The sequence below is a fragment of the Alteromonas sp. 4NH20-0056 genome (genome assembly GCF_057539655.1).
Window position 1 is genome coordinate 402236 of the sequence record NZ_BAAJLS010000001.1, and the last position, 22681, is coordinate 424916.

Annotated in this window: 22 protein-coding genes; 12 read left to right on the forward strand and 10 right to left on the reverse strand. The window is 43.2% G+C overall.

All coding sequences use genetic code 11. From position 1 onward, the window contains the following. Positions 1 to 19 precede the first annotated feature (19 nt). The 3 genes from pyrH to rpsB all read right to left on the reverse strand — a co-directional run bounded on the left by pyrH (position 20) and on the right by rpsB (position 2719). The gene (gene pyrH, locus AC27EZ_RS01845) at positions 20 to 757 is read right to left on the reverse strand and encodes a UMP kinase (protein WP_487133671.1); all 738 of its coding nucleotides are present in this window, start codon (positions 755 to 757) and stop codon (positions 20 to 22) included. A gap of 235 nt (positions 758 to 992) precedes the next feature. Beyond that, on the reverse strand, positions 993 to 1865 hold the full coding sequence (gene tsf / locus AC27EZ_RS01850) for a translation elongation factor Ts (protein WP_487133672.1): 873 nt from the start codon (positions 1863 to 1865) through the stop codon (positions 993 to 995). A 122-nt stretch (positions 1866 to 1987) separates the two neighbouring features. Continuing rightward, positions 1988 to 2719 carry a 30S ribosomal protein S2 gene (gene rpsB, locus AC27EZ_RS01855; RefSeq protein ID WP_421133819.1) on the reverse strand — a complete coding sequence of 244 codons (732 nt, stop codon included), beginning with the start codon at positions 2717 to 2719 and terminating at the stop codon, positions 1988 to 1990. A 417-nt stretch (positions 2720 to 3136) separates the two neighbouring features. On the opposite strand from rpsB, the gene map reads away from it, so the two are divergent. From map to dapD, 3 genes are all read left to right on the forward strand, one after another. Then, a complete protein-coding gene (gene map, locus AC27EZ_RS01860) occupies positions 3137 to 3931 on the forward strand; it encodes a type I methionyl aminopeptidase (RefSeq protein WP_487133673.1) in 795 nt (264 codons plus the stop codon). A gap of 192 nt (positions 3932 to 4123) precedes the next feature. Further along, positions 4124 to 6775: a [protein-PII] uridylyltransferase gene (gene glnD, locus AC27EZ_RS01865; RefSeq protein WP_487133674.1), complete on the forward strand. Its 2652-nt coding sequence runs from the start codon at positions 4124 to 4126 to the stop codon at positions 6773 to 6775. Then, the gene (dapD, locus tag AC27EZ_RS01870) at positions 6772 to 7596 is read left to right on the forward strand and encodes a 2,3,4,5-tetrahydropyridine-2,6-dicarboxylate N-succinyltransferase (protein ID WP_487133675.1); all 825 of its coding nucleotides are present in this window, start codon (positions 6772 to 6774) and stop codon (positions 7594 to 7596) included. The genes glnD and dapD overlap by 4 nt, the downstream gene beginning before the upstream one ends. 61 nt (positions 7597 to 7657) lie before the next feature. Here dapD and AC27EZ_RS01875 read toward each other — a convergent pair whose 3' ends face one another. Genes AC27EZ_RS01875 through AC27EZ_RS01885 form a run of 3 tightly spaced genes read right to left on the reverse strand, consistent with a single transcriptional unit; the run spans position 7658 to position 9220 of the window. Continuing rightward, positions 7658 to 8107, reverse strand: a complete 450-nt coding sequence (locus AC27EZ_RS01875) for a flavodoxin domain-containing protein (protein WP_487133676.1) — start codon at positions 8105 to 8107, stop codon at positions 7658 to 7660. 17 nt (positions 8108 to 8124) lie between these two features. Next, positions 8125 to 8907, reverse strand: coding sequence for a tRNA pseudouridine(65) synthase TruC (truC, locus tag AC27EZ_RS01880; RefSeq protein WP_487133677.1), 783 nt, complete (start codon positions 8905 to 8907; stop codon positions 8125 to 8127). Next, complete coding sequence (locus tag AC27EZ_RS01885) at positions 8897 to 9220, reverse strand: YqcC family protein (RefSeq protein ID WP_487133678.1); 324 nt, start codon at positions 9218 to 9220, stop codon at positions 8897 to 8899. The genes truC and AC27EZ_RS01885 overlap by 11 nt, the downstream gene beginning before the upstream one ends. Before the next feature lie 145 nt (positions 9221 to 9365). Here AC27EZ_RS01885 and AC27EZ_RS01890 point away from each other — a divergent pair, with 145 nt between their 5' ends. Together AC27EZ_RS01890 and AC27EZ_RS01895 are read left to right on the forward strand one after the other, a co-directional pair. Next, positions 9366 to 10421: a DUF3549 family protein gene (locus tag AC27EZ_RS01890; protein ID WP_487133679.1), complete on the forward strand. Its 1056-nt coding sequence runs from the start codon at positions 9366 to 9368 to the stop codon at positions 10419 to 10421. After that, positions 10418 to 10720, forward strand: a complete 303-nt coding sequence (locus AC27EZ_RS01895) for a DUF3301 domain-containing protein (RefSeq protein ID WP_421133811.1) — start codon at positions 10418 to 10420, stop codon at positions 10718 to 10720. The genes AC27EZ_RS01890 and AC27EZ_RS01895 overlap by 4 nt, the downstream gene beginning before the upstream one ends. Positions 10721 to 11662: 942 nt before the next feature. On the opposite strand, the gene AC27EZ_RS01900 is transcribed toward AC27EZ_RS01895, so the two are convergent. From AC27EZ_RS01900 to AC27EZ_RS01910, 3 genes are all read right to left on the reverse strand, one after another. Next, positions 11663 to 12775: a zinc-binding dehydrogenase gene (locus AC27EZ_RS01900; protein ID WP_487133680.1), complete on the reverse strand. Its 1113-nt coding sequence runs from the start codon at positions 12773 to 12775 to the stop codon at positions 11663 to 11665. Positions 12776 to 13108: 333 nt separating this feature from the next. Beyond that, complete coding sequence (locus AC27EZ_RS01905; protein ID WP_487133681.1) at positions 13109 to 13771, reverse strand: GNAT family N-acetyltransferase; 663 nt, start codon at positions 13769 to 13771, stop codon at positions 13109 to 13111. Positions 13772 to 13866: 95 nt separating this feature from the next. Continuing rightward, entirely contained in the window at positions 13867 to 14232 is a 366-nt protein-coding gene (locus AC27EZ_RS01910) for a DUF3192 domain-containing protein (RefSeq protein ID WP_487133682.1), read from the reverse strand. A 238-nt stretch (positions 14233 to 14470) separates the two neighbouring features. Here AC27EZ_RS01910 and AC27EZ_RS01915 point away from each other — a divergent pair, with 238 nt between their 5' ends. Beyond that, complete coding sequence (locus AC27EZ_RS01915; protein WP_487133683.1) at positions 14471 to 14767, forward strand: DUF5320 domain-containing protein; 297 nt, start codon at positions 14471 to 14473, stop codon at positions 14765 to 14767. Between the two features lie 24 nt (positions 14768 to 14791). On the opposite strand, the gene syd is transcribed toward AC27EZ_RS01915, so the two are convergent. Next, on the reverse strand, positions 14792 to 15316 hold the full coding sequence (syd, locus tag AC27EZ_RS01920) for a SecY-interacting protein (RefSeq protein WP_487133684.1): 525 nt from the start codon (positions 15314 to 15316) through the stop codon (positions 14792 to 14794). A gap of 149 nt (positions 15317 to 15465) precedes the next feature. Here syd and queF point away from each other — a divergent pair, with 149 nt between their 5' ends. From queF to AC27EZ_RS01950, 6 genes are all read left to right on the forward strand, one after another. Continuing rightward, the gene (gene queF / locus AC27EZ_RS01925) at positions 15466 to 16320 is read left to right on the forward strand and encodes an NADPH-dependent 7-cyano-7-deazaguanine reductase QueF (protein WP_487133685.1); all 855 of its coding nucleotides are present in this window, start codon (positions 15466 to 15468) and stop codon (positions 16318 to 16320) included. Positions 16321 to 16369: 49 nt separating this feature from the next. Beyond that, positions 16370 to 17884 carry a GGDEF domain-containing protein gene (locus AC27EZ_RS01930; protein WP_487133686.1) on the forward strand — a complete coding sequence of 505 codons (1515 nt, stop codon included), beginning with the start codon at positions 16370 to 16372 and terminating at the stop codon, positions 17882 to 17884. Beyond that, positions 17884 to 19245 carry a nucleotide 5'-monophosphate nucleosidase PpnN gene (ppnN, locus tag AC27EZ_RS01935; protein ID WP_487133687.1) on the forward strand — a complete coding sequence of 454 codons (1362 nt, stop codon included), beginning with the start codon at positions 17884 to 17886 and terminating at the stop codon, positions 19243 to 19245. The genes AC27EZ_RS01930 and ppnN overlap by 1 nt, the downstream gene beginning before the upstream one ends. Before the next feature lie 155 nt (positions 19246 to 19400). Then, the gene (locus AC27EZ_RS01940; protein WP_421133802.1) at positions 19401 to 19775 is read left to right on the forward strand and encodes a DUF3192 domain-containing protein; all 375 of its coding nucleotides are present in this window, start codon (positions 19401 to 19403) and stop codon (positions 19773 to 19775) included. Next, on the forward strand, positions 19775 to 21415 hold the full coding sequence (locus tag AC27EZ_RS01945; protein WP_487133688.1) for a hypothetical protein: 1641 nt from the start codon (positions 19775 to 19777) through the stop codon (positions 21413 to 21415). The genes AC27EZ_RS01940 and AC27EZ_RS01945 overlap by 1 nt, the downstream gene beginning before the upstream one ends. Before the next feature lie 204 nt (positions 21416 to 21619). Then, positions 21620 to 22627 carry an isocitrate dehydrogenase gene (locus tag AC27EZ_RS01950; protein ID WP_487133689.1) on the forward strand — a complete coding sequence of 336 codons (1008 nt, stop codon included), beginning with the start codon at positions 21620 to 21622 and terminating at the stop codon, positions 22625 to 22627. Positions 22628 to 22681 lie beyond the last annotated feature (54 nt).

Sequence of the window (22681 nt, forward strand, 5' to 3'; positions counted from 1 at the left end):
GTATCCTATTTATCTTGTTTTAATTGCTGTCAGCGTGACTTATTAACGTGCCTTCCTGTTCACCCATCACAACACGTTTCAGGCACCCTGGCTTGTTCATATTGAATACTCGAATAGGAAGGTTGTGGTCTCTTGCCAGCGTGAATGCCGACAAGTCCATCACTTTTAATTCTTTGTCTAATACTTCGTTATAGCTTAATTGTTGGTAAAGCGTCGCATCCGGATTTTTTACTGGATCATCGCTATACACGCCGTCAACTTTTGTGGCTTTTAACACGGCGTCTGCTTCAATTTCAATACCACGCAGACACGCCGCAGAGTCAGTAGTGAAGAACGGATTACCGGTCCCCGCTGAAAAAATAACTACACGTCCAGATTTAAGCAAACTGATAGCTTCTGCCCAGTTATAAGCGTCGCACACACCGTTAAGGGGAATAGCAGACATCATTCGCGCATTTACGAAAGCGCGATGAAGTGCATCGCGCATAGCTAACCCGTTCATCACCGTTGCTAGCATGCCCATGTGGTCACCCACTACGCGGTTCATACCAGCTTTTGCTAAGCCTTCACCACGGAACAAATTACCGCCGCCGATTACTAATCCGACTTGAACGCCAAGCTCAACAAGCTCTTTAATTTCTTGCGCCATTCTGTCCAATACTTTTGGATCGATGCCGAAGCCTTCTTCACCCATAAGGGCTTCGCCACTTAACTTTAATAAAATACGGCGATATGCTGATTTTGGTGTGATGCTCATTGTTTGAATCGTCCTCGTAAACCCATTTTCTACTAAGCTTTTTCTTAAAAATACTAACTAGTGCAAAAAGACTAGGAGAAAATGCTTTGAAAAGTACTTATCTTCGCGCTAACAACATTTATTGCATATTGTAACAATAAACGAAGACCTGAGACTAATAGCTATAAAAAAGCACCTCCGAAGAGGTGCTTATAGTTTATCTGACATTCTTTGAATGCAAAAGGTAAACGCCCAATTATTTCTTAGCCGCTTCCATTTGCGCAGCAACTTCTGCTGCAAAATCTTCAGTTTTCTTCTCGATACCTTCGCCAACTTCAAAACGAATGAAGTTGATAACGTCAGCGCTGTTGTTCTTAAGAAGCTCAGCAACACTGATTGATGGGTCTTTCACGAAAGGCTGACCAGTTAGGCTCACTTCACCAGTGAACTTCTTCATGCGGCCTGCAACCATCTTCTCTGCTATGTCAGCTGGCTTGCCAGACTGCATAGCGATACCGATTTGAATTTCTTTTTCTTTCTCAACAACTTCAGCTGGAACATTTTCCGGCTTCACGAATTGAGGGCTAGCTGCTGCAACGTGCATTGCAACGTCTTTAGCTAACGTCTCGTCACCACCAGTAAGGATAGCAACTACGCCAATACGGCCGCCGTGTACATAAGCGCCTAGCGTTTCGCCTTCAACGTTGATTACACGACGAGGAGAGATGTTTTCACCAATTTTGGCAACAAGGGTGTCGCGCGCATCGCTTACTTTAACACCGTCAAGGTCAGACGCGTTAAGTTCTTCAATATCGTTGATATTGTTTGCAGATGCGATTTCTAGCAACGCATTACCAAACTTCAAGAAACCTTCGTCGCGTGCAACAAAATCTGTTTCACAGTTCAATTCAAGCATAGTCGCACGACCAGCTTCAACTTTTGTCAGGATTACACCTTCAGCTGCAATACGGCCTGCTTTCTTAGCCGCTTTCGCTTGGCCAGACTTGCGCATGTTCTCAATGGCTAGTTCAACGTCGCCATCCGTTTCAACAAGGGCTTTCTTACAATCCAACATACCTGCGCCAGTACGCTCGCGCAGTTCTTTAACTAGTGCTGCAGTCACTGCCATTTTTCAATTCCTCAGCATTAAAAATAAATTCATTAGGTAAAAGGGGCGGAATCGCCCCTCTCAATACGTTTCGTATTATTTTGTGCTGCTCTGTTAGCGAGTAACGGCAGCAAACAGCCAGATTACTCTGCTGCTTCTACGAAGTCGTCTTGCTCAGCTTGAACTTCAAGGTTGCTTTCACGACCTGAGTTGATAGCGTTTGCAGCAGCATCCAAGTAAAGTTGGATAGCACGGATAGCATCGTCGTTACCAGGAATAACGTAATCAACGCCATCTGGGTTAGAGTTTGTATCTACTACACCAATAACCGGAATACCTAGGTTACGTGCTTCTGTTACGGCAATGTGCTCGTGGTCAGCATCAACAACAAAGATCGCGTCTGGAAGACCGCCCATGTTTTTGATACCACCAAGGCTGTTTTCAAGCTTTTCCATTTCGCGCTGAAGCATAAGTGCTTCTTTTTTGGTTAGCTTTTCAAACGTACCGTCTTGGCTTTTTTGCTCAAGCTCTTTTAGACGCTTGATTGACTGACGAACTGTTTTCCAGTTAGTCAACATACCACCTAACCAACGCTTGTTTACGTAGAACTGGTCGCATTTAAGTGCAGACTCTTTAATAGCATCGCCAGCAGCGCGCTTAGTACCTACGAAAAGAACCTTACCTTTCTTAGACGCAACACCTGAAAGGTAGTTAAGCGCGTTGTTGAAAAGTGGAACTGTTTTTTCAAGGTTGATGATATGAACTTTGTTACGAGCACCAAAGATGTATGGTTTCATCTTTGGGTTCCAGTAACGAGTTTGGTGACCGAAATGCACACCGGCTTTCAGCATGTCACGCATAGAAACATTAGCCATTTTATTTTCCTCTTGGGGTTAGGCCTCCATATACCCCTTGTATCGATTCAGCCTAAGCTGAACACCCCGATACGAAGTGTCGGTATATGTGTGTTTTAATAAAAGTAATTTACTCTTTAGACAGTGGTAAAAAGCATCATAGCCAACGACCTTTCTGTCAGAGCGCGCGCTTTATACCACACACCTTGTCCTATCTCAAGTTTTAGCGCAGTTTACATGATGCGTTTTCACAGATTTGGAATTTAGACGACGCGGCTTTTATTCACTTATTGCTAGTGCGTTATAAATATCAATGCAAAGCATTACGTGCCTATGATTAGACTTTCACATTAGTTAGTAATACGATCGATAATCGAATTTTGCTATACTACCGTACATTATTGTTGAATTTTACGTTTATACTATTTGAGAGCCCCTGTGACAGCTATAATTAAGACTCCGGAAGAAATCGAAAAAATGCGCGTAGCGGGTAGACTTGCCGCGGACGTATTAACCATGATCACGCCTTATGTAAAAAAAGGTGTAACAACAGATGAACTTAACACCATCTGCCACGACTATATTGTTAACGAACAAAAAGCGATTCCAGCGCCACTAAATTATGGCCACCCGCCTTTTCCTAAGTCTATTTGTACATCGGTTAATCATTGTATTTGCCATGGGATTCCCTCTGATAAAAAGCTGAAAGACGGCGATTCAATTAATATTGACGTAACGGTTATAAAAGATGGATATCACGGTGATACCTCTAAGATGTTCATTGTGGGTAAGCCTTCAATACTTGCCGAACGCCTCGCGCGAGTTACACAAGAGTGTTTATACAAAGCCATTAGGCAAGTTAAACCGGGTATGCGATTAGGCGACATTGGCCACATTTGTCAAACCCATGCCGAAGCGCATAACTATTCAATTGTTCGGGAATATTGCGGCCATGGAATTGGATCGAGCTTCCACGAAGAACCTCAGATAGTGCATTATGGTAAACCTGGTACAGGAGAAGAACTTGTGCCTGGTATGTGTTTCACTATCGAACCTATGGTGAACGCCGGGAAGCGATACAGTAAAGTGCTTCCAGACCAATGGACGGTAGTGACGAAAGACAGAAGTTTGAGCGCACAATGGGAGCATACGTTGCTGGTTACCGATAATGGCGTTGAAGTGCTAACGCTTAGGGAAGAAGAAACGTTAGAGCGCGTTATCTCTCACGCTTAATTACTTGCCTCCTATCTGAGAGGATGCGCACGTCATTGCGTGTATTTAGCATCCTCTGCTATTTTCTATAACTTTTTCTTATATTTATTCACATTTTCACACGCAATATGCACCGTAAAGGCACTGCGATTTCTTATCAATTCGTGATATGGTTCACCTGTTCAGAATTGTGTACGCAAGTTAAGGTGTATCTTGACCCTCCAATCGTTAATTAAAAACATTGAAAGCATCTCGTCAGTAGATGATTTAGCATCTATCAAATCATACGTTGAGGCCAGCTATGAATGGATCAAAGCATCTTTTGATGTCATTCCTATTAATCAATTGGTGAATGGCCGCGCACAATTTATCGACGCTTTGCTTTGCCATTTGTGGGAACTATACGGCTTACGTTCAGAAAGCGACTTGGCATTATGTGCCGTTGGCGGGTATGGAAGAGGCCACCTTCAACCTCACTCCGATATTGATTTACTCATTGTCAGCAAGCGTTCGTTAAAGTCGGACGTTCAAGAAAAAATAAGCCTTTTCATCACGCTACTGTGGGATATTAAATTAGATATTGGCCAGTCTGTTAGGACGATTAAAGATACCGTTAAACTGGCGAAAGACGACATCACCATTGCCACAAACCTAGTAGAAAGCCGATTACTTTGCGGTAGCGAGACTGTGTTTGAAAAGCTTTGGGAAGAAGCAAACGGTCGACATTCTTGGAGCAGCAAAGCATTTTTCTCAGCAAAGTACGAAGAGCAGAAAAAGCGACATGCTAAGTTTAATGGCACAGCATACAACCTTGAACCGAATATAAAAGAGAACCCTGGATGCCTTCGCGACATTCAATCGATAGGTTGGGTAGCGAAAAAACACTTTAAAGAATATGACGGTTGGAATTTAGTTGGGCACGGTTACTTTACCGAAGACGAACACAGCGAACTCATCGCATGTCGGATGCATTTATGGAAAATGCGTTGTGCCTTGCACCTTGTAGCGGGTAGAAGTGAAAACCGTCTACTATTTGACTATCAACCTGACGTTGCAGCCATGCTAGGTTATGGCGAACACGGAAAAGCATCGGTTGAAAAAATGATGCGCGATTTTTTTAGAACCATTGCCCGTGTATCAGAACTTAACCAGATGCTACTGCAACGATTCAAATACGACATGTTAAACCAGAGTGTGCAGAAGACCGTTATCATAAACGAAGACTTCGAGTTACTAGATAATATGATATCGCCTCGTCACGAGGACGTATTTACCACGCCAGAAACTATATTAGCGTTTCTCGACACCATCACGCAAAATCCAGAAGTACGAGGGTTAAGTACAATCTGCATTCGACAATTAAGAAACGCACAACGTCAATATGACGCCTCTTATTTCGTCGACCGTCCCGAATGCAGACGTCAATTTATGGCACTGGTTAAGCAGCCCACTTTTTTTGATTTCGCGTGGGACATCATGCATCAATATGGCATTTTGCAGTCTTATTTACCCGAGTGGGACGCAATTGTAGGCATGATGCAGTTCGATTTATTTCATGCCTATACCGTCGATGAGCACACTCACCGTCTGGTAAAACATATAAATTATTTTTTCTCAGACAAAAATAAAGATTTTCCACGATGCGGTAGAATATGCCGCAATTTAGACAAGCCAGATGTTCTTTATATCGCTGCTATTTTTCACGATATTGCAAAAGGTCGAAATGGCGATCATTCAACATTAGGTGCTATCGACGTTGCCAAATTTTGTAAGCTACATGATGTGCCTGAAAAAGACGCAAACATGATTAGCTGGCTAGTAGAAAACCACCTTCTTATGTCTGTTGTTGCACAGCGAAGAGATATTTACGACCCTGAAGTCATTAGTGAATTTGCCGGTGCGGTTCGAAGTCATAGTCACCTTAATCTGCTTTACACATTAACGCTCGCCGACATTAGGGCTACAAACGACAACCTTTGGAACGACTGGAAGGCATCGTTACTCAGAGAACTTTACCTGATGACGCAAAAAGCATTGGATAATGGCTTGCAGTGCCAGGTAACAATTAAAGAACGCGTTGATACGCATAAGCACCAAGCTAAGCAAATCTTACAAGAGCGGCCTATCAACCCAGAGTCAATAGAGGCACTGTGGGCAAGGTTAGACGACGACTATTTCGTGCGTTTTAAACCGACACAAATTGCATGGCACACCGAAGAAATTATTAAGGCACAAAATGCATGGCTAACGCCTGAGCACAATGGCCTATTGGTAAAAGCGAATGATAATAGTGCCAAAGGCGGCACCGAAATTTTTATCTATGGTAAAGACAGAAAAGCACTATTTGCCCAAGTTGCTTCAGTACTTGATAGCCGCAACTGCTCTATCCACGATGCTCACGTAACTGTGACACGCGATGGATACGTATTCGATAGCATGCTAATACTCGAAAATGACGGCACTCGATTGTCTTCAGAATCTCGTATTGCCTCATTAGAAAAAGCCGTTTCAGAGCAACTAGAAAAGCCGGGGCGTTCTCATGAGAATAAACGTAAACTTCCCCGACAGATGAAACAATTGAATGTCCCTACTAAGGTGCGCTTCTTTACGTTGAACGAAGAAGCAACATTAGTTGAGTTAGAAGCACTAGACGCGCCGGGCATATTAGCTAAAATTGGACATGCTTTCGTTGATACCAACGTAACGCTAAAACTCGCGAAGATTGCGACCATTGGCGAAAGAGCCGAAGATATTTTTATCGTCAGTAATGATGCTGGCGTAGCATTAACCCAAGAACAACAAGTAAGCTTGAAAAAGCGTATTTTGTTTAAACTAGACCAACTTGAAGATATCACAATACCATGAATGAATTGAAAGCCATCATTGAAGAAGCGTTTGATAACCGCGACAACATATCCCCTTCTGCCGCCCCCGAAGACGTAAAAAAAGCGGTTGCTTCTGCAATTGATTTACTCAATACGGGCAAAGCGCGAGTAGCAGAAAAAATTGCCGGTGAATGGGTGGTTCATCAATGGTTGAAAAAAGCAGTACTTCTTTTTTTCCGGTTACATAACAACGACATCATAGACGGTGCAGAGAGTAAGTTTTACGATAAAGTTCCGTTAAAATACACAGACTATACCGCTGCGAAGTTTGCAGAAGAAGGCGCGCGTATCGTTCCACCAGCGGCGGTTCGTACCGGAACATTTATTGGCAAAAATGCTGTCGTTATGCCGTCGTACGTTAACATCGGTGCATTTGTCGATGAAGGAACTATGGTAGATACATGGGCGACGGTAGGCTCTTGCGCGCAAATCGGTAAAAACGTTCACCTTTCTGGCGGCGTGGGGATTGGCGGTGTACTAGAACCCCTTCAAGCTAACCCAACCATCATCGAAGACAACTGTTTTATTGGTGCTCGCTCAGAAATCGTTGAAGGTGTCATTGTCGAAGAGGGTGCGGTAATTTCTATGGGCGTTTACATAGGCCAAAGCACGCGTATTTACGACAGAGAAACAGGCGAAGTGCATTATGGTCGCGTGCCAGCTGGCTCTGTTGTTGTATCTGGAAATCTACCAAGCGCTGATGGTAAGTACAGTCTATATGCAGCGATAATCGTGAAAAAAGTTGACGCAAAGACACGTGCGAAAGTAGGCATAAACGCGCTTTTACGAGGCGCTGAATAATCGTAATGTATGTCGTTAGGGCGCAATGTTGCGCCCTTACTTATTTGCTTTAAAAAATAGCTTAGCTAACCAGCTTATCTTTAATACTGTTTACCCACTCCACTACATCTTTTTCTGGCTCAAGGGTTTCCATCGCATCAACAGCAAGCATCTCGGCCACGGCATTTCCCTGTAATTCCTGTAACAACGTATAAAACTGCTTACCTGCACCACAAAAGCTCTCGCCGTAACTACTATCTCCTAGCGCAGCCACTGCGAAAGGCTTGCCATTTAATTGTGGCGCCTCATCTTTTAAGTCTGAAAAAGCAAACTCTACGTTAGGTGGCACATCGCCTTGACCGGTTGTAGAAGTGATGACTAAGATGGCATCAGCATCAGTGAAATCATTCACGGAAGGATCGCTTTCCAATTCACAATCAATCCCTTGCTCAGCCAAGTTTTCTTCTACTTGTTCTGCAACGTGCTGTGCGTTGCCATAAACGGTGCCCGCGATTATTTTTAATGTACCCATTTGTTTTCTTTACCTTCTTAACTATCTATTTTGTAACGCTGCCACTCGTCTACTACTCTGTTCATTTCTTCATGCATAGTAGCAGACACTGAAAGCCACTGCTTTGTAACAGGGTGCATAAAACTCATACCTGTACAACTTAAGGCCAAATTCTTAAAACCAAAGTGTTCTTGAAGGAATTTATTCTGTTTTCCATCTCCGTGAGTGGTGTCACCTAAAATAGGGTGGCGAATATGAACCATGTGCCGCCTAAGCTGATGCTTTCTTCCTGTCGATGGCTGAAGTTTTACAAGAGAAAACCTCGCAGACTGATACTTACCTACCGCAAAAGGTAACTCATAATGCATTTTAGCAGCATAAACAGTGGTAGCTTGCTGCGCAGGCTGTTGAGGCCGCTTATGCTTATCAGCAATTTTGTCATAGCGATATTTAAGTGCGTAGTCGATAAGCCCGGTATTGCTCACATAACCTCTTACTAATGCATGATATTCTTTCTTTACTTGCTTCAACATCATTTGCTCACCAAGTAATGCAGCAACTTTAGAGGAAAAACTAAACACTAGCACACCTGAAGTAGGCCTATCTAAGCGATGCGCAGGATACACATATTGCCCCAATTGGTCACGAAGCGTTTGAACTGCAAACGTGGTTTCATGCCTATCAATGGGACTTCGATGCACCAACAGGCCAGGGGGTTTATTTATCGCAACGATGTGTTCATCCTGATAGAGCACTTCCAGTGGTACACCTGCACTGTTCTGCACCGCGTTTATCGCATCATCTTGCGGTTCAAACTTCATTGACTTGCTCCATTGATAGCGCATCTAACTTTCTTATGATCGTCATGATCGGCTGTGGGCAGGGCGACAAATACACCTCGGCGGCTGGCGCTATTTCCATGCAAGGTAAGTGCGCATTATTGGCAATGAGCGTTTCCATTTTGGGAATAAAAATAAATGCCAGCCAACTCTCGAACGCCATCGTGTCAATGGCAAAGGGGGTGGTGCTTAAAAACGCGGTATCAGCGGGGCGAGTGGTGGGCCATAAACAATGGGCTTTCAGTGCCTGTGACAATGCATCAATAAGTATGCGGTAATATTCATGTATAGGCATAAGAAAGGTCAACAACACCGAGAAAGGCGGCGAGTATAGCAAAATCATCGTTAATATCTAATAGCATGAACATGGTTTGGCTCAACCAGAAGTGAACATTTATGATAAACTCTCGCCGTTGTTATAAGAGCACAGGATAAGATAAATGGGCGCGAGCAGTATCAATTCAATCAGTGAATTTCTTCTTCAGGCAGGAACGGAATATCGTATATTCGATATGGGACGACGATTGACTCCTATTGAAACACAAGCTTTTTTGAACATTGAAAACGGCACAGTACCCGCACCCTACCCAAGACAACAGCATGGTTGGTTTGGCATCGTATTTTGGAACAAAAACGCGTCTGTGCAACACTATATTTGGTTTGTTAAACTCCCGTTGGATGAAAGAGGCCTTGTGTCTCCTGCTTCTCGAAACCACTTCCTAGAAATCATTGTTGATGCACTGGGGCAATCTATTGCTGATGAAGGCGAGCAACACCAATCATTGCCAGATAACCCGTATTCTTTTGTTCCAGGACAAGCTTTGCTTGCGCAATTTAACGCGTTAGTAAAAATAGCCTTGGCTCAACCCTTATCTGATCAAGTTTGTAATGTTGAGGCCTACCTTCAAGCACCGCAAGTGGCTGATTGGCAGGCCCTGCCACTTCAAGGGGTTACTGACTTTGCTTTCAGTTTATCCCACAGCAATAAACGCGAAAAACTTGAACAAGCACTGGTTGATAATATTTCACTTTTTGCCACACCGTTTCTTCATACGCTGATGGAAAGCTGTGAAAATTGTGAAGTAAGCGAACGGCTTGAAGCTGTTTTTGCAAGTTGGGTACTGCAAGACGGTGACGTGAATATCGCTGCCCTGCGAAGCTTATCCTGCGCGCAAAAAAGTGACGTGGTTTATCGACAACTCGCTTCGCTTCTTGAAAACAAAAAAGCAGACAGAATTGATATTCTCAGTGTAATAGCCGCGCGACACTTCACACAGTTTGATGCGTCTCTCTTAATGCTTTTCTTCGAAGCCTGTGCTCGCGTAGATGCCTCTGATTTGCACCAAGGCGCCTTGTTTTCTGGTTTCTTTTCAGATCTTGTGCAAATACCAGCATTGCGAAATGATGTGCTATCGGTATTACGTAACCCAGAACGCTCAGACACACTAACAAAAGCAATTGGTTTACTATTTTCTTCTATGCGAGGTGAATCATGACGTTACTTGAACTTGTTACATGGCTAAGCATTGGTTTTGTAAGCTATCAGTTTTGGCGGATACGGGGAATTTCAGAGTACGTTAATACTTACTTACTGCAATACTGTGAAACCAATCAGTTACAGTTATTAAGTATTGCGCGCAACAAAACGCGGCTATCGTTCAAATACGCTAAACCTGACTGGCTCAGCAGCTATTATTTTGAATTTTCAAGCGATGGTAAAAATAGGTACACGGGAGAGATACAATTAATAGGCTCACGAGTTCTAACGACGACGCTCCCCCCCTATAAAATTTAAACGTCAATAAGCGCAACAAAGGTTTGATAAAACAGACATAAAAAAAAGGTAGCATTTCTGCTACCTTTTTTCGGAATTTTGAGCATCCCTCTCTGCGATCCATTGCGACTAAAATCATCCAGATTAAAATCCCTATACGCCCCTTTCCTTCTTTCCTCGCAACATCCTGTGCGAGCCACACATCCTTGCGTAGATCCCTTTCCTTTTATCCTTTTATAACTATACATCCTGTCGTATAGCGCTCCTCTTCCTGAGGCTGTCCTTTCAGTTCAACTGATGTCCCTTTCCCTTATTCCTTTTAACGTTGCATACCCTTTGCAACTGCTTACGTCCTTGTATGCTCCGTTAGTTCCTTAGCATCCTGCCTCACGCATCCTTACGCAATATCCTGTTACGTCCTTTTGTGAAATCCTTTCACCATAACAGTCCATTTAATCCCTTGGCTTCCTTGAACATCCTGTCAATAACTTTCCGTAGTGTTGTCCTTTGTCCATTCGCTCACACATCATGTATGAGAATCTCATCCTTAAGTTGTCCTAGGTTATTCCCTTGTCATCCTGACTCGTCGTGTTTCCCTGTGACGTATGTATAGTATCCCCCTTAAATATTACTGCCATACTGAATTACAAACATTTAAGGCGGTTTTTTTACAACTTTTGTCTAAAAAATAAAAAATCGTTAAAAATCAGTAGCTTTATACTTTAGTATAAATTTAGACGTCATAAAAAAAGACGATATACGTACACATTTGTAGGAAATGTCTTACAAGACTTTAAGCATATTGGATATGAACTAAGCGAATGCTTTAAGAGGTAGCGCAAAAAGGAATACATATTGATGTTTCATTCAATGGGGGGGTGTATAAAGCGTAAACAGCGCAGTAATCAATTTACCGTTATGGTCAATGGAGAAGCGCGGCATGAAAGCCGCGCTAATTGTTCGCTACTTAGTTGGGTTAACGAGGTACTTCTCACCCGTTTTTTTCGCATTGTATTTAGCAATGGTTTCAGGGTTTAACGCTTCGAGTAGGCTAATCTCATTACTAAAATGAGAAGCAAAGGTGGTATCAATTTCATCTGCTACTTGCTTGTGTAATGCTAAAACACGTTCTACGGGCAAACTGCCAAGGAAACGCATAAGTAGCCACCCGCCAATACCCCATGTCATGCCATAGGCGCGGTTAAGTACGGTAGGTGAGATGTCTAATCCACCATAGATGTATACTTGTTTGTTATCTTCTGAACCGTAGGTGTTGAAGCCTTTAGCATCTTTACTGCCCACCATTTCCATCGCTGTCAGTATATCGCTTACTAACGTACCACCACCGGTTGCATCAAATGCTAGTGTTGCTCCGGTTTCTTTAATAGCGTTATACAAATCTTTCTTAAAGCTAGGCTGTGATGAATCACAAACATACTTAGCACCAATATCTACAAGTAATTGCGCTTGCTCGGGTTTACGTACGATATTAACTAAGTCGATACCTTCGGCAATACAAATTTTGTTTAACATTTGCCCTAAGCTTGATGCTGCTGCAGTATGAACCAAGGCTTTATGCCCTTCACGCTTCATGGTTTCTACCATGCCCAACGCCGTCAAAGGGTTCACGAATGACGAAGCCGCCTGTTTAGCCGTTGTGCCTTCATTATGGACGATACAAGCTTGCATAGGCACGCAGCAATACTCGCTATACGTTGCACCACTTAATACGCCTACTGTTTTACCCATTAAGCTTTGTGCTTTACTACCGGCCGCAACCACTACGCCTGCGCCTTCATTACCAATGGGCAAGGTCATGTCCAATCGAGATGCAATACGCGGCAGGATTGCTTCTGCTACTGGCGCAGTAAGCGTATTCGTTGACGCATCAAATTGTGCTTCAGCCAAATTGGCAGGCCCGAACATTGGCCACATATCTGAAGGGTTTATAGGTGCCGCTTCTATGCGCACGACGACTTCATGGGGTTTTGGTTCTGGAACACTGTTCTCTTGTAAGCTAACCGACAATTCACCCTGTGAACTTATTTTTGTAAACAACTGTTTAGACATTGACATATTGGCCTTCCAATAAGTTAAAAAGTATTTTTAGTGTACCAGTCTCATCGCGCTCATTAATTTAAATTAGTGATAGCGATCTATTGACTGAATGATGGCAAAACAAGAAGATACCAATCCATCTCAGCAAAGTTTTGATAAGACTTTCTTTCTAATTAAAAGATATAGAGATTGAGTAAGTGCTTACGAACTCATTTTTTGACACTGACCGTTTTCAGAACGAGTCACTCGCCTCATCCTGATACGGTTAACTGTGCTCAATAGACGACATTTAAGCCGAGCATTAGCGCTTTATTGCAAGAGAAACGCGTGTAGAAAGTTAACTGCACATTGCTATTGACGTTCTCTAAACATCACTTCACCTTTGACATGCGATAGAGTAAGCCCACCTACCACTTGATACTCATCGTCACCAAAAAAGCGTTTATGCTTGTCTACAGTAACAAAAACAGCAACGCCTTCACTGCTGCTGTCTTCTTCTACAACACTATCAATAGCACCTAGTAGCACATGACCTAGACCTAAATGTTGATGATCAGGGTGTACCGCAATAAAACTTAGCATGTGAAAGTTATTGGCAGGAACGAGATCTCTCACTTTCTCTTCTTTTTGAAGCATTTGTTTTGTTCCAAATAACCCCGCTGTGAGTAACATTCTCAACCGCCAATGCCAATAGCGTCCCGCACCAAATGCGGCGTCAGGCGATGTAAGGCAAGCCACTGCAAGCAATCGAGCGTCTTGAAACAAGCCAATCATTGGCTGCTCAGCAGTCCAAAAGGCATTGAGCTCTTCTCTTATAGCCGAGCGAAGCCGGCTTTCATACCCTTCTTTTTCAGCCTGAAAAATATCAGCAAACAAAGGGTCATCGACATAGGCATTAAACAAAATAGACGCTGCAACGTTTAAATCGTCAATAGAAAGGTGAACGGCTTTTACCGTACTTTGGGGGGAATTAGGTGTCGGTGTAGTTGTAGATGCAGCTGTATTTACTGTCATGCCATTCTCCTGCAGTGTGCACTATGCGTTACGTTAGCGCTAAGCCTTTTGTTCACACTACAAGAAAAATGGCAATATGTTAAGAAAATGTAAAACTAGTTCATCAACGCGTAGGCACTGTCACCCCAACCAACGAGTTGGCTGTTTTTGAATACAAGCGGCGTACACTCATCTTTGGTGGTAATCCCATCACCCATTGTCTTCTGTGTACGGTAGAATAAAACGCGATAAGTACCATCTTGTTTTTCAAACAATTCGTTAAAATCTGCAACGCCCATCTTTCGTAAAACAGACTCATACGTCATTCCTGACTCCAACGCTGCAATATGTTGTCTGTTGTTGTACTCACGATCTTCCCAATCAGCACTGTAATGGCTATCACTACCGCCGCCTACCGATACCACACATCCGCTGAGTAGTGCACTTGACGCTAATGCGATTGAAAGCATAACCTTTTTCATAATGTATTCCTTGTTCAAATATTTCTTATTTTGTTTGAGTGCGTACGCTTACATATCAAATTTAACGCCAAAACGTAACCTTCTGTTTTTATTGGCTTTAGCATAATCCCGCATTGTGAAATTAACCAAAATATTAAAAATAACGCTTACTATTGGTAAATTACACGAATCGATAAAGATGGGTTCTTTCTTAGTATCTGATGTAACATCCCAATTTTATAGGGGCAAATTGAACACGATGGCGAACGACAATCTTCAAACTTTAACTATTATTTGTGACCAACTCTCAAGAAGCGGTGTTCCGCCAACCGTTGGCTTACTGCGCTCGAAAGCACCTTTTAAAGTCAGTGTACCTGACGCTATTGATGCGATTAAGCGCTACAAATCAGCGCATGGCAATAGAGCGCCTAGCGCGACAGAAACTAACACATCAGAAGCTGACGAAAAACGCGATTTAGCTCATCGCGTTTCAACGCTAGAGGAACAGGTGAAGTTACTACAACGCCAACTCGCGCAGCTTGTTGAAAGTCGCTAAGCCGCGCTAAACAAGATGGTAGGATTACCGTGGTGTGAGGCTCGCTATAAAGGTTGATAAGTCTGGCGCGATTATCTCTTTTGGCGGTTGACCAACCTGTTCTAACACCACCTCACCCGTGCTATTCAAAACACTTAAAATAAAATCTTCTTCGTCGGTCACCGCAAAGAACAATGTCGGCTCTTGCTTTAATCTCGCCTTCATCATCAAGTGGCCAATAGTATTTTGCTGTAAACGCTCAAAATCGTCTTTGTTCCATGCTTGAAGCAGTTCACAGTTTCCTCTAGGCGCTATGGCGGGAAGGTTGTGGCTGTAATAGCGAGTAAAGAAGTCACAGTACGCTTTATTCAATGTGATGTTGAGTGCCGCTTCAACATTCGTAAAAACATTACCGTCATTTTGAAGCACGGGTTTCCATTGCACCGCTTCACCATCCTCTTTGCGCTCGGCATAACATTCTGACGGCCAATTCGCATCATAAGTCGTCATTAGTGCATTGTCGTGCGTCGAAACGTATCGTGCCACGAATTGATCGAGTTCATTCGTCATACCACTGCCTTTTTTTCATGTCTTTAATAATTTTCAGGTACAATAAAGCCATAAAAGGTTAAGTCAAGCTGACAGATACAACTCGGTCTACGCTTCATACTATCGATGTTGTGTTAAACACTATTTACTAAGACAAATGAAAGGTATTTATGACCTCGGATAATTCGCCTAAAAAGATTGAAATCGCTACACCTGATGACCTTTCTTTAGGTAAGCAGGTTGATTATGAATTCGAATACAACCCCTCATTATTACAAGGCGTACCGCGCAGTCTAAGCAGAGACACGCTGTCTCTTGACGCCGACGAATTACCCTTTTCAGGCATCGACACGTGGAATGGATACGAACTGTCTTGGCTAAATAATAAAGGTAAACCCAACGTCGCTATTTTGATGTGTGACGTACCTATTTCGTCTCCTAACTTAATAGAGTCCAAATCATTTAAACTTTATCTGAATAGTTTTAATCAAACCGCATTTGCAAGTCATCAGGACGTAAAAACTACTATCGAGAAAGATCTAAGCCTATGTGCAGGCGAGCAGGTTCGTGTTTCTCTTATATTATCGAGCGAATTTAACCAACTCACATTTAAAGAGTTTTCTGGTGAAATTATCGATGATTTAGACGTTGACGTAACTGACTATTCCCCTAATACTCAGTTTTTAGACGTTGGGGACGAGGTCGTCTCAGAAACACTGGTATCACATTTGTTAAAGTCTAATTGTTTAATTACCAGTCAGCCAGATTGGGCAAGTGTTCAAATTCGATACCAAGGCAAAGCAATAGATAAGTATGGCCTTTTAAAATATTTGATAAGCTTTAGGCAGCACAATGAGTTTCATGAACAATGCGTCGAGCGCATTTATTGCGACATCATGGCCCATTGCAAGCCGACAAAGCTTACAGTATGTGCTCGCTATACGAGGCGCGGAGGATTAGACATTAATCCATTCAGATCAAACTTTGAAAGCCCGTATCCAAATTTGCGCCAAGCTAGACAGTAAGTTCGCATTAGAGAAGTAACGTTCACGAAAAACGGCACAAAGAGCAAATATGGACTCAAAACAATTACAAGCTCATAAACAACATAGCGCATTGCTAACGCAATTTATCATGCGGCTCTCTGTGTTTTATGAAGGGTTTTCCAAGACCATTGATGATGAACTCAAAATACTTCGAGGTCACTTATCTGGTACGCCAAACTTTACGTTAGCGGCCGTGAGCATTGATAAGCTCAACAGTGCTATTCAGCATCAAGACTTGACGCTTAAAAAATACAATGCAAATGCGTTGAGTACACTCGAAAGTACAATGAAATCATTGCAACGAATCGTATTTGAAGATGCAGATTTGAGAGAAAAATCGACCAAATCACTTATTACTCTGAATCAGCCTTTAAGTGATGTGTTTAGCCTATATTCACACTTTGAAGTTGCGCTCACGTTACATCAAGCCGCGTTAAATAATAAAATTGAAACGATTGAGCCAGAAAACGCAACAAGTGAAGCCACCACCAACGATCTCTATGGCTCAATCTTAGAAGAACTTAATCAACTTATTGTTAGTTACGCCCAGCGCAAGCCGAACGATGCTCATCTAGCTGACATAAAAGCGCGACTAGCAACGGGGATGACTGATGATCAGCTGTTACAAAGCTGTGTAGTGATACTGCGTATGATTGTTCAAGACGCCATGTCTGAAGCCAGTATTACTGGAAAAGTCATTCAAGGGCTACACAATTCGCTCGGTAACGTAGGCAAAGATATCCAGCGCAGCATAGATGGTTCACAACATCAGTATGAACAGCGCCAAGCGAGTCATGCGCAACTACAATCGCACCTGCACACAATTGAGGAAGCAGTATCAGAAAGTGAATCATTTGAGGCGTTAAAAGAGCAAACGCAAGACTGCGTAAAAAGTTTAACAGCAACGCTATCTGAGCAAATAAAAGCAGACACCGACGGACAGGAAGGTTTAATGCACCTGTTTACATCCATGCAATCTCAGATAGAAACGCTGCAAAAGCAGACCAGTGTTTACAAGAAAAAGCTGGCTGAACAACTTATTCTGAGCCAAACCGATCCGCTTACCCGCCTTCCAAATCGTCAGGCTTATAACGACAAACTTCAACGCGCTTATGCAAAATGGCAGAAAACGAAAGGTTCACTCGCTATCGCCGTACTCGATATCGATCATTTCAAATCTATCAATGATCAATTCGGACACGCGGCAGGGGATAAAACCCTGCAAATTGTTGGCCGCCATCTAAAAAAACATATAAGTAATCATGAGTTCATTGCGCGCTGGGGGGGCGAAGAATTTATTATGCTGCTTCCAGAAGATAACGTTGAGCTATTGAAAGAAAAATTAGACACGATGCGCACCAACCTGGCCTCTTTGCCCTTTAAATTTAAAGACCAAAAAGTCAGCATCACGGCATCGTTCGGGGTAGCCTGCTTTAAAGAAGATGATACGCCAGAAATGGCGTTTGAACGCGCAGACAAATGCCTTTACCAAGCAAAACGGAATGGTCGGAATTGCGTGATCACTGACAAGGAACTTACCTAATGAGAAAAGTGCAGCTAAACCCAGTAGGTTGGATGAGTCAACTATCACAAGTAGAAGTGGCTCGCCTTCAAGACGCCGCTAACGGGCAGCTGTTTCAAATGTTCAAAAACTGCTGTTTAGCGGTACTAAATAGTGGTGTAGACGAAGATAATTTTGAAGTATTGTTTGCGCCGTATGAGAACTTTGATGTCAGGCTTATACGCCGCGAGCGCGGTGTTAAGATAGAACTCGTTAATCCGCCAGAAGTCGCCTTTGTGGACGATAAATTGGTTCGTGGCGTGCATGAACATCTCTTTGCCGTATTACGAGACCTGCTATTTATGGGTAACAAATACGCCTTTATGCATCAAGAGACGCCTGTAGAAAGTAGTGAAGTGACAGACATGGTTTTTGATATGTTACGTCACGCCAATGCGCTTGAAGGAAATGATGCGGTCAACACCATCGTATGTTGGGGCGGTCACTCGATTAAGCCAGCTGAATATAAATATACCAAAGATGTGGGTTATCATCTGGGGTTGCGAGAAATGAACATTTGTACCGGATGCGGCCCTGGTGCAATGAAAGGGCCGATGAAAGGTGCAACCATAGGCCACGCTAAACAACGTTACAAAGAAGGCAGATATATTGGTATTTCAGAACCCAGTATCATAGCTGCCGAGCCGCCAAATGCGATTGTGAACGAACTGCTTATAATGCCTGATATCGAAAAACGACTAGAAGGGTTTGTTAGATTAGCCCACGGTATCGTTATTTTTCCAGGGGGCGTAGGCACGGCTGAAGAATTATTGTATTTACTCGGCATACTCTTAAACGACCGAAATGCACAGCAGCCCTTCCCCGTCATATTAACCGGTCCCGCTGGTTCAGAGGCTTATTTCGATGCTATAGACCAATTTATTGGTGCCACGTTAGGCAATGAAGCCCGCAGCAAGTACCAGATTATTATTGATAACCCGGAAGAAGTTGCGCGCAGTTTGGTTACCAACTTAGAGCGGGTGAGAAAGTTTCGCGAAGCAATGGGAGATGCGTTCAGCTTTAATTGGTCGTTACGCATTGATGAAGCATTTCAGCGCCCGTTTATCCCCACTCACGACACCATGTCTGCGCTTAAGTTAGACTTATCTCAAGATAAAGCAGATCTTGCGGTAGTGTTACGCCAAGTCTTCTCAGGTATTGTTGCGGGTAACGTTAAAGCCGAAGGGATCAAGCAAATTAAAGAAAATGGCCTCTTTGAATTAACGGGTGACAAAGAACTTATGGCGCGTATTGATACATTACTTGAATCTTTCGTTACACAGGGGCGCATGAAGCTTCCCGGCACCGCCTACGAGCCATGTTATGTCGTCAATAAATCATAACGACGCATTTGGTTACGTTTACTACTTACTGTAACGGTTTTTTTTGCGGTACACTAAAGCGAAACAATATTCGCGCCATAAACCATTAGCAGATGAAGTGGGTTCGTTGAAAGACAACCGCTGTAGATGCAAATACAAAAAGTGAAGTAAAGGTTATGAACTCCAAAGTAATTCGACTCATATTAGCGGGCATCGCGGTATATGCGGCCTTCGTATTTTTGGTTGTCGCTTTTTATCCTGACAAACCAGAAAATATGGATTGGAAAGATAGGGAAGAATATAACCGAGTACAAATCACGAAGCTAAAATTAGGCAGTACAAGAGAAGAAGTGCTGGCACTCTTAGGCTCGCCTGATATTACCGAAGCCAAACGTCAAGACGATACCGCCATTCAAGTTATGTTTTATCGCACTCAACATGTAAGAGCTGACGGCCTGACAACACAAGACGAGTGCACGCCGCTTCTTTTTGAGAACGATAAGTTAATTGCGTGGGGAGAGGGTGCCTACTCCAGCTACCAACAAAGCTAATGATGCAAGAGATTGACCTCCCCTCCTTAATAAGAGTATTGGACAGGTCGCCAAAAGAGCATCAACCACCCCTCGAAGTTGTAAACGTAGCTCTGGCACAATCAAAAGCGTTGTTATCTTTCAGTAAAAACAACACCGCACTTATATTTGGTGCGGTAGACTCACCATCCTCAGCGCTTCCAAAAAAAATTAGACATATGCTTTGCCTGTCATTATTTGGCAAGTGCGCGATGCTAAACGAGCATTATCTGCAACATGTCATAGCCGCACACTTAACTTTGTACTGGTTAGCGTCACTGAGTGAAACGACGTCGTCCTTTGAAAACACCGACATACATAAAAAATTAAATGCCTTTTTTGCCTCGAAACAACTAAAAGTATGGCAGTACGTTTTTGCACTCAAACGCATTATCACTCGCCCCCACCCTAGTCGCTACCTTGGTGACGAACGATTAAACCGGCTTCAGCGTTTGTGCCTTACTGTCAGCACCTTAGTAAATAAAAATCAAAGCGAGTCATTGTTCAACGTGCTTTCGACCATCGCGCAACATTATCCCGCGCGGGACCACGAACTCCTCTCTCCTTTTTCTAATTTGATAACGGCGGCTATGCCAGGTGAAGTCGTTTATATCAAAGCAAAACGAGCGATTATTGTTGATATTCAAGCGACACATTCGCTGATATTTGTTTCGGGCGATAAAAGCGCATCGCCGTACTCGTGGGTAGCAAATTCCACGTTGATGCGCACGGGGCAGCCCCGTATTGCCTTCGAAGAATTAAGTAAACACATTAACGAAGCTATTGATTATCGACGGGTAGAAGGCGGACAAAGCATACTCCCTGTTTCATTTTCCATTCAACATCCTCCTCGTCCGCTTCTCACTATCATTGATGCGTTGCGTAAACCTGATGCAGAATTAGATGACATTACTGCAAAAGTCGAAGTGTCGCCGCTGTTCAGTAACTTTTTACTTAAAACAGCAAGTAAAGACAATCGCTTACAGTTACCCGTTAAGAATATTAAACAGGCAATACTCACATATGGCATTGAGCGCATAGGCGACATGCTCGTACAACATGCCTTGATGGACCGTTTAACCCAGCATTCGTATCCGTTACTTGCAATAAGTAAGCAATATACATTGCTTACTTGTGCGATTGCCGCTGAGCTAGCGTGCCGTACAAAAACAAAGTTTACGGCACAAAGTGCTTCACTGATTGCCGCGTTTCTTTGTGCACCATTATTTACGTTTCCAGGTTTGAAGGTAGCTAGCAGACTTATTGCCGATACCAAACCTGATTTTAGGGTAACGGTGTTGTTCCGGTTGAAAGGAAGCAACGACTGGAGCGCGATAGCCGGAGAACTTGCCACCAATTGGCACCAAAGCGCAACATGGCGCGCGCTGATTCACCATTCTCATAAGCATGTTCATGACGTGCCGGCCTCGTTAAAAAAGGAGCACGCCATACTTCAATTAGCCATGGGGGTCTCGCGAGACATTCTTTTTAACGAGAGGCTTCCAACGGCTATTTCTCAAACTGAAAGAGATCTACTGAAACATGTGAATGTAACACCCGCTCAATTTAATACCTTATTGACGGGTCTCAGTCATTATCTCTTCTGTCCTATCGCCCAATAAAGGTTAATTAAAATAGCGTAATAGCTATAACTTGTGCGTACTATCGTATAAAATACGCGAACTTAAGCGCTGCTTCCGGTAAACCCTACAAAATCCTATATAATAAAGGTTGAAGCAGACATCTATTGGCGCGTATTCCTCGCCATACTAAGATTTAGTACACCTAACGATTTTGATAACAGAATTACCAGAGGATCCTTCCACATGACTCAGCAACGTATTACGGTCATTCGCGGTGACGGCATTGGCCCGGACATTATCGACGCGACAATTAAAATTCTAGAAAAAGTCGGCTGTGACTTTGCCTATGATTATGCAGATGCAGGTTTAGTTGCATTAGAAGAGCATGGTGAGCTATTACCACAAGAGACTCTAGACCTAATCGCCAAAAATAAAGTGGCACTTAAAGGTCCATTAACCACACCGGTTGGTGAAGGTTTCACCTCCATCAATGTAAGTCTTCGCAAGCAGTTTAAACTGTACGCAAACCTTCGTCCTGTTATCTCATTTAAAGGCACGAAAGCACGCTACGAAGATATTGATATTATCACGGTGCGCGAAAATACTCAGGGCATGTACTCAGGCTTGGGCCAAGTTGTCTCGGAAGATGGCAACGAAGCTGAAGCGATGAGTAAAATTACGCGTGACGGTGCAGAGAAAATTGTGACATTCGCGTACGAACTGGCACGCCGTGAAGGTCGCAAGAAAGTGACTGCTGTACATAAAGCGAATATTCTAAAATCTACATCTGGTCTGTTCTTAAAAGTTGCACGTGAAGTTGGCGAACGTTATCCAGATATCGAATCAACCGAAATGATTGTTGATAATTGCTGTATGCAATTGGTAATGAACCCTCACCAGTTTGACGTTATCGTTACTACCAACTTATTTGGCGATATCTTATCAGATCTTTGTGCAGGTCTTGTCGGTGGTCTAGGTATGGCACCTGGTGCGAACATCGGTGAAGACTGCGCAATTTTTGAGGCCGTTCACGGCTCAGCACCTGATATTGCGGGTAAGAACCTTGCTAACCCTACTTCAGTTGTTCTAGCCGCTGCGCAAATGCTCGAATACTTGAACATGGGTGATAAAGCAGAAAAAATTCGTTCTGCGTTAAAAGACGTAATCGAATCAGGCGACCGTACTACTCGTGACCTAGGTGGCGAATCTGGTACGACCGAATTTACACAGGCGCTTCTTGACCGTCTATAAAACGATGTAAATCCAATATGATCTTTTCAAAGCGAGCCTAGGCTCGCTTTTTTT

Bases quoted from the DNA above. Each gene is read 5' to 3' on its own strand.
- pyrH (WP_487133671.1), bottom strand. From the start codon at position 757: ATGAGCATCACACCAAAATCAGCATATCGCCGTATTTTATTAAAGTTA.
- tsf (WP_487133672.1), bottom strand. From the start codon at position 1,865: ATGGCAGTGACTGCAGCACTAGTTAAAGAACTGCGCGAGCGTACTGGC.
- rpsB (WP_421133819.1), bottom strand. From the start codon at position 2,719: ATGGCTAATGTTTCTATGCGTGACATGCTGAAAGCCGGTGTGCATTTC.
- dapD (WP_487133675.1), top strand. From the start codon at position 6,772: ATGAATGAATTGAAAGCCATCATTGAAGAAGCGTTTGATAACCGCGAC.
- AC27EZ_RS01875 (WP_487133676.1), bottom strand. From the start codon at position 8,107: ATGGGTACATTAAAAATAATCGCGGGCACCGTTTATGGCAACGCACAG.
- truC (WP_487133677.1), bottom strand. From the start codon at position 8,907: ATGAAGTTTGAACCGCAAGATGATGCGATAAACGCGGTGCAGAACAGT.
- AC27EZ_RS01885 (WP_487133678.1), bottom strand. From the start codon at position 9,220: ATGCCTATACATGAATATTACCGCATACTTATTGATGCATTGTCACAG.
- AC27EZ_RS01890 (WP_487133679.1), top strand. From the start codon at position 9,366: ATGGGCGCGAGCAGTATCAATTCAATCAGTGAATTTCTTCTTCAGGCA.
- AC27EZ_RS01895 (WP_421133811.1), top strand. From the start codon at position 10,418: ATGACGTTACTTGAACTTGTTACATGGCTAAGCATTGGTTTTGTAAGC.
- AC27EZ_RS01900 (WP_487133680.1), bottom strand. From the start codon at position 12,775: ATGTCAATGTCTAAACAGTTGTTTACAAAAATAAGTTCACAGGGTGAA.
- AC27EZ_RS01905 (WP_487133681.1), bottom strand. From the start codon at position 13,771: ATGACAGTAAATACAGCTGCATCTACAACTACACCGACACCTAATTCC.
- AC27EZ_RS01910 (WP_487133682.1), bottom strand. From the start codon at position 14,232: ATGAAAAAGGTTATGCTTTCAATCGCATTAGCGTCAAGTGCACTACTC.
- AC27EZ_RS01915 (WP_487133683.1), top strand. From the start codon at position 14,471: ATGGCGAACGACAATCTTCAAACTTTAACTATTATTTGTGACCAACTC.
- syd (WP_487133684.1), bottom strand. From the start codon at position 15,316: ATGACGAATGAACTCGATCAATTCGTGGCACGATACGTTTCGACGCAC.
- queF (WP_487133685.1), top strand. From the start codon at position 15,466: ATGACCTCGGATAATTCGCCTAAAAAGATTGAAATCGCTACACCTGAT.
- AC27EZ_RS01930 (WP_487133686.1), top strand. From the start codon at position 16,370: ATGGACTCAAAACAATTACAAGCTCATAAACAACATAGCGCATTGCTA.
- ppnN (WP_487133687.1), top strand. From the start codon at position 17,884: ATGAGAAAAGTGCAGCTAAACCCAGTAGGTTGGATGAGTCAACTATCA.
- AC27EZ_RS01940 (WP_421133802.1), top strand. From the start codon at position 19,401: ATGAACTCCAAAGTAATTCGACTCATATTAGCGGGCATCGCGGTATAT.
- AC27EZ_RS01945 (WP_487133688.1), top strand. From the start codon at position 19,775: ATGATGCAAGAGATTGACCTCCCCTCCTTAATAAGAGTATTGGACAGG.
- AC27EZ_RS01950 (WP_487133689.1), top strand. From the start codon at position 21,620: ATGACTCAGCAACGTATTACGGTCATTCGCGGTGACGGCATTGGCCCG.